This window comes from Streptomyces sp. NPDC014894, from assembly GCF_043080985.1.
In the GTDB taxonomy this organism is placed as follows: domain Bacteria; phylum Actinomycetota; class Actinomycetes; order Streptomycetales; family Streptomycetaceae; genus Streptomyces.
This window is the reverse complement of record NZ_JBIBWD010000006.1, coordinates 467,560-480,960: the sequence shown is the minus strand read 5'-3', so window position 1 is coordinate 480,960 and position 13,401 is coordinate 467,560. Positions and strand designations below refer to the sequence as shown.

General features: G+C 74.3%; 3 protein-coding genes. All 3 read left to right on the top strand.

Annotated features, from left to right (window positions below):
* On the top strand, nt 1-5,206 hold a 5,206-nt coding region (locus tag ACF089_RS17870), incomplete at its 5' end, for an amino acid adenylation domain-containing protein (RefSeq protein ID WP_392027174.1).
* Nucleotides 5,207-5,226: 20 nt separating this feature from the next.
* On the top strand, nt 5,227-12,402 hold the full coding sequence (locus ACF089_RS17865; RefSeq protein WP_392027238.1) for an amino acid adenylation domain-containing protein: 7,176 nt from the start codon (nt 5,227-5,229) through the stop codon (nt 12,400-12,402).
* Between the two features lie 101 nt (nt 12,403-12,503).
* Nucleotides 12,504-13,340 (top strand): siderophore-interacting protein, encoded by an 837-nt coding sequence (locus ACF089_RS17860; protein ID WP_392027171.1) that lies wholly within the window; start codon nt 12,504-12,506, stop codon nt 13,338-13,340.
* Nucleotides 13,341-13,401: the final 61 nt, after the last annotated feature.

Here is a 13,401-nt window from a genome sequence, read left to right as displayed (position 1 = left end):
CCACATCACCTCAGCCGCCGTCATCGTCAACACCACCCACAACACCCCCCGCCTCATCGCCTACACCACCGGCACCGCCGACCCCCACACCCTCCGCCACCACCTCACCACCACACTCCCCGACTACATGATCCCCACCACGATCATGAACCTCGACACCCTCCCCACCAACATCAACGGCAAACTCGACCGCACCGCACTCCCCGAGCCGGAGGCCGCCTCGATCGCCACCGTGTCGCGGGCTCCGCGCGACGCCCGTGAGGAGATCGTCGCCGGCGTCCTGGCGGAGACGCTGGGGCTCGAATCCATCGGTGTGGAGGACGACTTCTTCCGGCTCGGCGGGCACTCGCTGCTCGCCACCCGGGCGGTGAGCCGGCTGCGCGCCGCGCTCGGCGCCGCGTGCTCGGTACGGGATGTGTTCGAGGCGCGGACCCCGGCCGGGCTGGCGGCCCGGCTGGGCGCCCGCTCCGGCGCCGACGATGCCGAACGGCCCGCGCTGACCGCGTCCGGCGCACGGCCCGAGCGGCTCCCGCTCTCGTACGCCCAGCGCCGGCTGTGGCTGATCGACAGCGTGCGCGGGCCGGGCTCCGCGTACAACGTGCCGTTCGCGGTGCGGCTGCGCGGGGCGCTGGACGTGTCCGCGCTGGAGAGCGCCGTACACGATGTGATCACCCGTCATGAGGTGCTGCGCACCGTCTTCGGCGAGCACGAGGGCGAGCCCTTCCAGCGGGTGCTGGACCCCGAGGAGGCCCGGGTCCCGTTCACGGTGGCCGAGGCGGCGGAGGAGTCGCTCGCGGAGCGGGCGGCGGACTTCTGCGGTCAGGGCTTCGACCTGGCGGCGGACCTTCCGCTGCGGGTGACCCTGCTGCGCACCGCCGAGCAGGACCACACCCTGGTCCTCCTCCTGCACCACATCGCCACCGACGAATGGTCGACCGGACCGCTCCTCGCCGATCTGGACACCGCCTACCGGGCCAGAACGGCGGGCCGCGCACCGGAATTCGGACCGCTGCCCGTGCAGTACGCCGACTACGCGCTCTGGCAGCGCGAACTTCTCGACGACACCCCCCTCGCCGCCCGCCAGACCGAGCACTGGCGCACCGCGCTGGCCGGGCTCCCCGACGAGCTGAACCTCCCCGCCGACCGGCCCCGGCCCGGCGACCCCGGCCACGCGGGCGATGTGGTGACCTTCGAGGTGCCCGAGGCGACGGCCCGGTCGCTGGCGCGGATCGCCCGGGAGACCGGCGCGACGATGTTCATGGTGGCCCACGCGGCGGTGGCGGCCCTGCTGCACCGGCTCGGCGCGGGCGACGACATCCCCCTCGGCAGCCCGGTCTCCGGCCGGAGCGAGGAGGCGCTCGACGGGCTCGTCGGCTTCTTCCTCAACACGGTGGTGCTGCGGGCCGATCTCTCCGGCGATCCGACCTTCGCGGAGCTGGTGGCCCGGGTCAGGGACACCGGTCTGGCCGCGTTCGAGCACGCGGATCTGCCGCTGGAGCAGGTGGTGGAGGCCGTCGGGCCGACCCGCTCGCCGTCACGGAACCCGCTGTTCCAGACGATGGTGACGTACTACGCGACCGGCGAGAAGGTCGACGAGCTGTTCGGGCTGCGGGCCCGGGAGCTGCCGGTGGAGATCGGCGGGTCCAAGCTCGATCTGGAGGTGGCCTTCGCCGCGTCCGAGACCGACGGGGCCCTGACCGGCGGCGTCCGGTACGCCACGGCTCTCTTCGACCGGGCGACGGCCCGGGCGCTCGCGGACCGGCTGCTGCGGCTGCTGGACGCGGTCGCCGCCGATCCGGGGCTGCCGGTGTCGGCCGTGGAGGTGCTGGATCCGGCCGAGCGGGAGCGCGTGCTGAACGGCTGGAACGACACCGCCCGGCAGCTCGACGGGCCGCTGACGCTGGCCGCCCTGGTGGCGGCCGGCGCGCGGGAGCCGGCCGCCGACGCGCTGGTGCTCGACGGTGAGCGGCTGACGCGCGCCGCCTTCGAGGAGCGGGTGAACCGGCTGGCGCGGCTGCTGATCGGCCGCGGGGTCGGGCCCGAGTCGATCGTGGCCGTGGCCCTGCCCCGCTCCTTCGAGCTGCTGATCGCCGTGCACGCGGCGGTCCGGGCGGGCGGCGCGTATCTGCCGCTCGATCCGACGCTGCCCGGGGACCGGCTGGCGTACATGGCGGAGACCGCCCGGCCCGTCTGCGTGCTGACGGACAGCGCTTCGGCGGCCGCCCTGCCCGGGGAGATCGCCGCCGAGCGGATCGTCCTCGACGCGCCCGCGACCCGGGAGCTGCTGGCGGAGCTGCCGGCCTTCGAGGTCACGGACGTGGACCGGCGGACGGCGCTGCTGCCCCGCCACCCCGCGTATGTGATTTTCACGTCCGGGTCCACCGGCCGTCCCAAGGGGGTGGTGGTGGAGCACGCGGCCATCGTCAACCGGCTGAAGTGGATGCAGGGCGCGTACCGTCTCACCCCGGCCGACCGGGTGCTGCACAAGACGCCGGCCGGGTTCGACGTCTCGGTGTGGGAGCTGTTCTGGCCGCTCGCCGAGGGCGCCGCGCTGGTCATCGCGCGGCCCGACGGCCATCGGGACCCGGAGTATCTGGCCGCGCTGATCCGCGAGGAGCGGGTCGGGGTGCTGCACTTCGTGCCCTCGATGCTGGAGGCGTTCCTCGGCGAGGTCGAGGTGGCGTCCTGCCCGAGCCTGCGGCTCGTGGTGTGCAGCGGCGAGGCGCTCCCCGGCGATCTGGCGGCGCGGTTCCACGCCTCGTCGGGCCGTCCGGGCGCGGTCGCGCTGGAGAATCTGTACGGGCCGACCGAGGCCGCCGTCGATGTCACCGCCGCCTCCTGCGCGGCCGGTCCCGCCGGCGCGGCCGGGTCCGTCCCGATCGGCGCCCCGGTGTGGAACACGCGGGTGTACGTCCTGGACGGGGCGCTGCGCCCGGTCCCGGCCGGCGTCGGCGGCGAGCTGTATCTCGCCGGGGCGCAGCTGGCCCGGGGCTATACGGCGCGGCCGGGGCTGACGGCCGAGCGGTTCACCGCCGATCCGTACGGCGGTCCCGGGGCGCGGATGTACCGCACCGGGGATCTGGCGCGGTGGCGGGAGGACGGTCTGCTGGAGTATCTGGGGCGCGCGGACGACCAGGTGAAGCTGCGCGGGTTCCGGATCGAGCCGGGCGAGATCGAGGCGGTGCTGGCGGCCGCGCCCGGGGTGGCGCGGGCCGTGGTCGTGGTCCGGGAGGATGTGCCGGGGGTGCGGCAGCTGGTCGGGTACACGGTGCCGGCCGCCGGCGCGGGGGCGGCCGATCCGGCGGCGCTGCGGGCGCACGCGGCCGAGCGGCTGCCGGAGTACATGATTCCGTCGGTCTTCCTGGAGCTGGAGCGGGTGCCGCTGTCGCCCAACGGGAAGCTGGACCGCCGGGCGCTGCCCGCGCCGGCTCCGGCCCCGGCGGCGGCGCCCTCGGCCGGGATCCCGGTCGGGGGGACTCCGGTGGAGATCCTGTGCCGGGCGATGGCCGAGGTGCTGGGCCGTCCCTCGGTGGGCGCGGACGAGAACTTCTTCGAGCTGGGCGGCGACAGCATCGTCTCCATCCGGCTGGTGAGCCTGGTGCGGAGGGCGGGGCTGACGATCACGGCCCGGCAGATCTTCCAGCAGCCGACTCCGGCCGGGCTGGCGGGTGTCGCCAAGGGGGCGGCGGCCGTCGCGCCGAGGCCGGCGGACGACGGGGTCGGCGCGCTGCCGCTGCCGCCGATCGCGCGGTGGCTCGCCGAGCGCGGCGGCCCGTTCGCCCGGTTCTGCCAGGCGAGGCTGGTGCGGCTGCCGGCCGGGGTGCGGGAGGAGGATCTGGTGTCCGCGCTGGGGGCGGTGCTCGATCATCACGACGGGCTGCGGCAGCGGCTCACCGTGGGCCGGCCCGGGGTGTGGAGCGCCGAGACGCTGCCGCGCGGGACGGTCGACGCCCGGGAGGCGCTGCGGACGGCGGACGCGCGGGGGCTGGACGACGCGGGCCTGCGGGATCTGATCGCGCGGGAGTCGGACCGGGCGGCGGGGGAACTCGACCCGGAGGCCGGGCGGACGGTGCGGGCGGTGCGGTTCGACGCCGGGCCGAAGCTGCCGGGCAGGCTGCTGCTGGTGGCCCACCATCTCGCGGTGGACGAGGTCTCCTGGCAGATCGTGCTGCCGGATCTGCGGTCCGCCTGGGAGGCGGCGGCCGCGGGGCGGACCCCGGTCCTCGATCCGGTGGGGACCTCGCTGCGGGCCTGGACCGCGCATCTGCTGGCGGAGGCGCACGCGCCGCGCCGGGTGGCGGAGCTGGACCGCTGGCTGGACGCCGAGGCCCCGGTGCGGACGCTGACGGCCCGGCCGCTGGATCCGGCGCGGGACACGGTGGCGACGGCGCGGGATCTGACCGTACGGCTCTCCGCCGAGCGCACCGCGCCGCTGCTGGAGTCGGTGCCGCGGGCCTTCCACGGGACGGTCAACGACACGCTGCTGACCGCGCTGGCGCTGGCGCTGGGCGACTGGGCGGAGCGGTCCGGCCGGGTCTCCGGTGCGCCGGTGGTGGAGCTGGAGGGGCACGGCCGGGAGCAGGAGCTGCTGCCGGGCGCGGATCTCACCCGTACGGTCGGCTGGCTGACCAGTCTGTATCCGCTGCGGCTCGGCGGCGGGGGCTACGACCCGGTCGCCGTGCTCGCCGGGCGGGAGGACGCGGGGGCGGCGCTCAAGGAGGTCAAGGAGCTGCTCCGGGGCGTTCCGGACGGGGGTGTGGGGGCGGGGCTGCTGCGGTACGCCAACGCGGCCACGGCCGGGCTGTTCGACTCGCGCGACCGTCCGGAGGTCCTCTGGAACTATCTCGGCCGCCATACGGCCGAGGCGCTCTCGGCGGACTGGGGTCCGGCCGCCGAGGCCGACGCCCTGTCCGTGCGGCCGGATCCGGCGACGCCGCTCTCGCATCCGCTGGAGATCAACGCGGAGATCGAGAACGGGCCGGACGGTCCATGTCTCGTCGCCGGATTCGTCTGGGCGGGCGAGGCGCTGAATCAGGCGGTCGTGGGCGAGATCGCCGACGGCTGGCTGGCCGCCCTGGACGCCCTGGCCGCCTGGGCCGAAGGCGGCACCGTGTCCGGGGGGCATACGCCCTCGGACCTCGACCTGGTCGATCTCGACCAGGACCAGATCAGCATGCTCGAAGCAATGTGGAGGGATCAGCAGTGACGCAGGCTCGAATCGAGGACATGCTTCCGCTGTCGCCTCTGCAGCAGGGGATGTTGTTCCACTCCGTGTACGACGCGGAGGCGACGGACGTCTACACCGTGCAGGTGTCGGTGGCGCTGGCCGGTCCGGTGGACGCGGGGCGGCTGGACCGGGCGGCGGCGGCGCTGCTGCGGCGGCACGCCAATCTGCGGGCCGGCTTCTGGCACGAGGGCGTGCCGCAGCCGGTGCAGTTCGTGCCGTCCGAGGTGTCGATCTCCACGGGTCTGGTGGATCTGTCGGGTCCGGCGGGGTCCGGCGGGCCGGCGGGCGAGGCGCTGCGGCGGGTGGAGCGGGAGGAGCTGGCGCGCCGTTTCGAGCTGCACCGGCCGCCGCTGCTGCGGCTGCTGCTGGTGCGGCTCGGGGAGGACGATCACCGGCTGGTGGTGACGGTCCACCACATCCTGGTCGACGGCTGGTCGATGCCGCTGCTGGTGGGGGATCTGCTGGCGCTGTACCGGAGCGACGGCGACGCCTCGGCGCTGCCCGCGGTGCGTCCGTACCGGGAGTATCTGAAGTGGCTGAAGCAGCAGGACGGGCCGGCCGCCGAGGCCGCCTGGCGCTCCGCGCTGGCGGGTTTCGAGGGCGCTTCGCTGGTCGCTCCGGCCGATCCCTCCCGTACCTCGGTGCGGCCCGGCGTGCTCGGGGTGGAGCTGGACGCGGCGGCCACCGCGCGGCTGACCGCCGCGGCCCGGCGGCTGGGCACCACGGTGTCGACGCTGATCCAGTGCTCCTGGGGGCTGGTGCTGGGCGGGCTGACCGGGCGTCAGGACGTGGTGTTCGGGCTGACGGTGTCGGGGCGGCCGGACGAGCTGCCGGGCGTCGAGTCGATGGTGGGGCTGTTCATCACCACCGTGCCGGTGCGGGTGGCGCTGCGGCCGGGCGAGAGCGCCGAGGAGCTGGTGCGGCGCTTCCGTGACGAGCAGAACGGGCTGCTGGCTCATCACCATCTGGGGCTGCGGCTGATCCAGAGGCAGGCGGGCGGCGGGGAGCTGTTCGACACGCTGGTGGTGATCGAGAACTATCCGGTGGACCCGGACGCCCGGCCGGAGCCGGGGGCGGGGCTGAGCGTCACCGGGGTGGAGGCGCGGGACGCCACGCACTATCCGCTCACCCTGGCGGTGTCGCTGGAGGAGCGGGTGCGGCTGGAGCTGGAGTACCGGCCGGATCTGTTCGACGCGCGGCGGGCCGGGCTGATCGCGGAGCGGCTGGCGGCGGTGCTCGACCAGCTCGCGACCGCGCCGGACCGGGCGGTGGGCGCGCTCGCGCTGCTGGCCCCGGCGGAGCGGGCGCGGCTGCTGAGCGGGGCGCGGGGGCCGGAGGTCGGGGTGCCCGCGGGGACGGTCGCCGACCGGTTCGCCGAGCGGGCGGCGCGCTCGCGGGGCGAGTCGGCGGTGGTGTCGGGCGGTGAGGAGCTGACCTTCGGCGAGCTGGACGAGCGGGTCGGCCGGCTGGCGGCGCTGCTGGCCGCGCGCGGGGTCGGTCCCGAGTCGGTGGTGGCGCTGGCCGTGCCGCGTTCGGCGGACTCGGTGGTGGCGATCCTCGCCGTGCTGCGGGCGGGCGGGGCGTATCTGCCGCTCGATCTGGACTATCCGGCGGACCGGCTCGGTTACATGATCGAGGACGCGGCTCCGGTGTGTGTGCTGACCACCTCGGCCGCCGCCGGGCTGCTGCCGGAGGGCGGCGGTCCGGAGCGGATCGTGCTGGACGGCGAGTGGACCGCCGCCCAGCTGGCGACCTTCGACGGCGGATTCACCGCTCCGGAGACGGATGCGGACCATCCGGCGTATGTCATCTACACCTCGGGCTCGACGGGTCGTCCCAAGGGCGTGGTGCTGACCCACGGCGGGCTCGCCCATCTGTACGCGAACCATGTCGACCGGGTCTTCGGCCCGGTGGTGTCGGCGGCGGGCGGGCGGCGGCTGCGGGCGCTGCACACCGCGTCGTTCAGCTTCGACACCTCGTGGGAGCAGCTGTTCTGGCTGATCGCCGGGCATGAGCTGCATGTGCTGGACGAGGTGGGGCGGCGCGACGCGGAGTTCGTCGTGGGCTATGTCCGCGAGCGGCGGATCGACGCGATGGACGTCACGCCCACCTATGCCCAGCAGCTGGTGGAGTGGGGTCTGCTGGACGCGGAGCGGCACCGTCCGGCGCTGCTGCTGCTGGGCGGCGAGGCGGTGCCGGACGCGCTGTGGACGCGGGTGCGGGCGGCGAGCGGGGTGATGTCGGTCAATCTGTACGGGCCGACGGAGTACACCGTGGACGCGCTCGCCGCCGATCTGGCGGACAGCGCGACGCCGGTGGTGGGCCGTCCGATCGGCAACACCTCGGCGTATGTGCTGGACGCGGCGCTGCGGCCGGCTCCGGCGGGCACGGTCGGGGAGCTGTATCTCTCGGGTCTGGGCATGGCGCGCGGCTATCTGGGCCGGTGCGCGCTGACGGCCGAGCGGTTCGTGGCGGATCCGTACGGCGGTCCCGGGGCGCGGATGTACCGCACCGGGGATCTGGTGCGGCTGCGGGCCGACGGCGAGCTGGAGTATCTGGGCCGGGCGGACGACCAGGTGAAGATCCGGGGCTTCCGGATCGAGCTGGGCGAGGTGGAGTCGGCGCTGACCGCGCTGTCGGGGGTGGGCGCGGCCGCGGTGGTGGTGCGCGAGGACGCTCCGGGGGTGCGGCGGCTGGTCGCCTATGTCACCGGTGACCGCGAGCCGGCCGGGGTGCGGGAGGAGCTGGCCGGGTCCCTGCCGGAGTACATGGTGCCGGCGGCGGTGGTGGTGCTGGACTCGCTGCCGACGAATGTGAACGGCAAGCTGGACCGGGCCGCGCTGCCCGCGCCGGTGCTGGGCGGTTCGGAGGGCTCGCGCGCTCCGGAGGGCCCTCGCGAGGAGAGTCTGTGCCGGGTGTTCGCGGCGGTGCTGGGGGTGGCGTCGGTGGGGGTGGACGACGACTTCTTCGCGCTGGGCGGGGACAGCATCGTCTCCATCCAGCTGGTGTCCGGGGCCCGTAAGGAGGGGCTGGCGCTGACTCCGCGCCAGGTGTTCGAGCACCGTACGGCGGCGAAGCTGGCGGCGGCGGCCGGGGAGGTCGCGGCCGCCGGGGCGCGGCCGGCCGCGGCCTCGGCGCCGGAGGAGCCGCTGGTGGTGCTGGACGACGCGGGGCGCGAGGTGCTGCGGCGGGCGTTCCCGGACGCGGCGGAGGTGCTGCCGCTGTCGCCGCTCCAGGAGGGTCTGTACTTCCACGCGGTGTACGACGACCGGGCGCTTGACGTCTATCTGATGCAGAACTTCCTGGAGCTGCTGCACGCGGTGGACGTCGCCGCGCTGCGGGCGGCGTTCGACGCGCTGCTGCGGCGGCATCCGAATCTGCGGTCGGGGTTCTGGCACGAGGGTCTCGACGGCCCGGTGCAGGCGGTGCCCGCGGAGTGGGAGCTGCCGTGGCGGGAGCTGGATCTGACCGGGCTCGACCGCGAGGCGCAGGACGAGGCGCTGCGGGAGTTCTCGCTCGCGGACGCGGCGACCCGCTTCGATCTGGCCGCGCCGCCGCTGATCCGGGTGACGCTGCTCAAGTTCACCGCCGAGCGGTGGATGCTCTGTGTGACGCAGCATCACATCCTGACCGACGGCTGGTCGGAGTCGCTCTTCTTCGAGGAGCTGTTCGCGCTGTACGGGCGGGGCGGCGAGGTGGACGGGCTGCCGCCGGTCACCCCGTACCGCGAGTATCTGCGCTGGCTGGCCCGGACGGACGCGGACGCCTCCGCGCGGGCCTGGCGCGATCATCTGTCGGGGCTGGACCAGGCGACGCTGGTGGCTCCGGCCGATCCGCAGCGGCAGCCGGTGACGGCCGAGGTGGTGGAGATGGTGCTCGACGAGACGGTCAGCGACCGGCTGCGCGCCTTCGCCCGCGGCTGCGGCGTCACCTTGAACACGGCGCTGAGTTCGGCGTGGGCGCTGACGCTGGCCGGGCTGACGGGCCGGGACGACGTGGTGTTCGGGGCGACGGTCTCGGGCCGGCCGGGGGACATCCCCGGGGTCGACCAGATGATCGGCATGTTCATGAACACGCTGCCGTTCCGGGTGACGCTGCGGCCGGACGAGCCGCTGCGCGAGCTGCTGGTGCGGGTCCAGGGCGAGCACGCGGACCTGCTGCCGCACCACTATGCGGGGCTGGGGTCGATTCAGCGGCTGAGCGGGATGGGGCAGCTCTTCGACACGCTCTACGTCTTCCGCAACACCCCGCTGGACGACGCGGCCCGCGAGGAGGCGGTGGAGCGCCACCAGATCGGCTGGACGCACAGCGTGGACGGCACCCACTATCCGCTCACCCTGGCGGTGACGCCGGAACGGGAGCTGGAGCTGAGCCTGGCGTACCGGCCCGATCTGTACGACCGCGCGACCGCCGAGCGGCTCGCCGGGCGGCTGCGGCTGCTCGTGGAGCAGCTCGCGGACGGCGGGGCCGAGCCGGTCGGCCGGCTGCGCACGCTGGCCGCCGCCGAGCGGGACGAACTGCTGGCGCTGGGCGACGACATGGGCCATCCGGTGCCCGACACCACCGTGATCGAGATGTTCGGCGAGCAGGCCCGGCGGACCCCGGACACCACGGCCCTGGTCTTCGACGGCGAGCGGCTGAGCTACGCGGAGCTGGACGGGCGGGCCAATCGGCTGGCGCGGGCGCTGATCGCCCGGGGCGCGGGCCCGGAGCGGGTGGTCGCGCTCGGGCTGCCGCGTTCGGCGGACTTCGTGGTGGCGCTGTTCGCGGTGCTGAAGACGGGGGCGGCCTATCTGCCGCTGGATCTGGACCATCCGGTGGAGCGGCTGGCGACGATGGTGGAGGACGCCTCGCCGCTGACGCTGGTGACGTGCGCCTCGGTGGTCTCCCGGGTGCCGGACGGCGGTCCGCTGCTGGTGCTGGACGCGCCGGGGACGGCGGCCGAGCTGGCCGGGCTCCCGGACGCGCCGGTGGCGGACGCCGAGCTGTCCGGCGCGCGCGACGGCCGCCACCCCGCGTATCTGATCTACACCTCGGGTTCCACCGGCCGCCCCAAGGGCGTGGTGGTCCCCTACGCGGGGCTGACCAACATGCTGCTGAACCACCGGGAGCGGATCTTCGCCCCGGCGGTGGCGGGGGCCGGCGGGCGGCGGCTGCGGGTGGCGCACACGGTGTCGTTCGCCTTCGACATGTCGTGGGAGGAGTTCTTCTGGCTGGTCGACGGGCACGAGGTGCATGTCGTCGGCGAGGAGCTGCGGCTCGACCCGGCGGCGCTGACCGCGCACTACGACCGGGTCGGCGTCGACGTGGTCAATGTGACCCCGTCGTACGGGCAGCAGCTGATCGACGCCGGTCTGCTGGACGGGGACCGGCACCGGCCGGCGCTGGTGCTGCTGGGCGGTGAGGCGGTGCCCGACTCGCTCTGGTCGCTGCTGCGGGCCGCCGAGGGGACCATGGCGTACAACCTGTACGGGCCGACCGAGTACACGATCAACGCGCTGGGCGCGGACGTCGCCGACAGCGCGGCCTCCCAAGTGGGCCGGCCGATCCACAACACCCGGGCCTATGTGCTGGACAGCGGGCTGCGGCCGGTGCCGGGCGGGGTGCCGGGCGAGCTGTATCTGGCGGGCGCGGGGCTGGCCCGGGGGTATTTCGAGCGGCCCGCGGCGACCGCCGAGCGCTTCGTCGCCGATCCGTTCGGCGAGCCGGGGACCCTGATGTACCGCACCGGGGACCTGGTGCGCTGGCGCGCGGACGGCGGCATCGACTATCTGGGCCGGACCGACCACCAGGTGAAGATCCGGGGCTTCCGGATCGAGCTGGGCGAGATCGAGTCGGCGGTGGCGGGCCTGCCGGGCATCGCGGCGGCCGCGGTCGTCGTGCACACCGGCCCCACGGGCGTCAAGCGGCTGGTGGCGTACACGGTGCCGGCCACCGGGGCGGCGAGCGCCGAACCGGTCCGGCTGCGGGCCGAGCTGTCGGCCGCGCTGCCGGAGTACATGGTCCCCTCGGTGTTCGTGGAGCTGGCGGCGCTGCCGCTGACGGTGAACGGAAAGGTGGACCGGGCGGCGCTGCCCGCGCCCGGCCTCGGCGACGGGGACGGCGGCCGGCCTCCCAAGGACGCCCGCGAGGAGCTGCTCTGCCGGATCTTCGCCGAGGTGCTGGGTCTGGAGCGGGTCGGGGTCGAGGACAACTTCTTCGAGCTGGGCGGCCATTCGCTGCTGGCGATGCGGCTGGTCGGCCGGATCCGCGCCGAGCTGGGGATACCGGTGCAGGTGGGCACGGTGATGTCGGCCCCGACGGTGGCCGATGTGGCGGCCCGGATCGGCTCCGACGCCCGCCGGGACGCGCTGCGGACCCTGATGCCGCTGCGGGAGCGCGGCTCTCTCGCGCCGCTGTTCTGCTTCCATCCGGCGTCCGGCTTCAGCTGGCAGTACACCGGTCTGCTGCGCCATCTGGACCGGGAGCGTCCGGTGTACGGGCTCCAGTCGCCGGGGCTCGCGGGCGCGCTGCCCGAGGTCGTGGACGTGGCCGCGCTCGCCGAGGTGTATCTGGCCGAGATCCGGACCGTGCAGCCCGAGGGCCCGTACCACTTCCTCGGCTACTCCTTCGGCGGGACGCTCGCCCAGACCCTGGCGGCGATGCTCCAGGAGCGGGGCGAGGAGGTCGCGTTCCTCGGTCTGCTCGACGCCTATCCGCCGGAGAACGACGACTGGTCCTACGTCGACGCGCCGGACTTCCGGGAGCGGCTGGAGCGGGAGGAGAGCGGCTTCCTGCTCTCGGTCGCCGGGGTGACGGCGGGGGACGGCGCGCCGGAGGGGGCCGGGGGCGCGGTGAGCCGGGAGGAGGCGGTGACCGCCGTCCGGGACAGCCAGGGCCTGCTGGCGGGCTTCGACGACGCGCTGCTCGGCGCGATCGTGGAGACCAATGTGCACTGTGTGCGGCTGCTCTCGCGCAGCACCACCCGGCGCTACCGCGGCGATGTGCTCTTCTTCACGGCGGCGCGGAGCACCGGGCCCGAGGACGAGCCGCGCGAGGTGTGGCCCGCGTTCGTGGACGGCACGCTCACGGAGCACGTCCTCGACTGCTCGCACGACGAGTTGATGGACACCGGCCGGCTCGCGGAGATCGGCCCGGTCCTGGACGCGGCGCTGCGCGCCCTGCGCACGTCCTGAGCGCCGGCCCGGCGGCCCGCGCCGCCGGGCCGCGGCGACCGGAGCCGGCACATTATGCAAGGCTTACCTAAGTTCATCCTCTTCGGAAGCGAGTCAGTACCGTGGAAACCAGTAATCTGCCGGACATCGAGGTCGTGTACCACGACATAACGGTCCGTACGCTGGAGGTCCTGCGGGTCAGCCGGCCCACCCCCCGGATGGTGCGGGTCACCCTGGGCGGCCCCGAGCTGGAGGGGTTCATCGACCGCTCCCCCGCCGATCATGTGAAGTGCTTCTTCCCGGAGCCGGGGGCCGAGCTTCCGGTGCTGCCGAGGATCGCGGACGACGGGGACGGGCTGGAGTTCCCGACCGAGCCCCCCTTCCCGATCTCGCGGGACTACACGACCCGGCGCTTCGACGCCGAGGCGGGCGAACTCGACCTGGACTTCGTGCTGCACGGCAAGGGCGTGGCCTCCGTGTGGGCCGAGCAGGCCGCGCCGGGCCAGAAGCTCGGGGTGGCGGGGCCGCGTGGTTCGATCATGGTGCCGTGGGTGTTCGACTGGTATCTCTTCGCGGGCGACGAGACGGCGATCCCGGCGATCTGCCGGATGCTGGAGGATCTGCCCGAGGGCGTGCCGGTGAAGACGTTCCTGCTCGTGGACGACGCGGCGGAGGAGCACCCGATCCGCACCCGCGCCGACGCCGAGATCGTCTGGCTGCACCGGGACGGGCTGGCGCACGGCGACGGCGATCTGATGGAACGGGCGATCAAGGACGTGGAGTTCCTGCCCGGCGATCCGTTCATCTGGATCGCGGGCGAGGCGGGCGAGCTGAAGCCGATCCGCCGCTATCTCCACAAGGACCTGGGCCTGAACCGTGAGTACACGGATGTGGACGGGTTCTGGAAGCGCGGGATCGTGAATCTGGACCACCACGAGCCGCAGGACGAGGACGACTAGCAGGTCCGTACGTAACGGACTTACGGGCCACGGCTCCCTCCGGCGGGGCCGTGGCTCAACT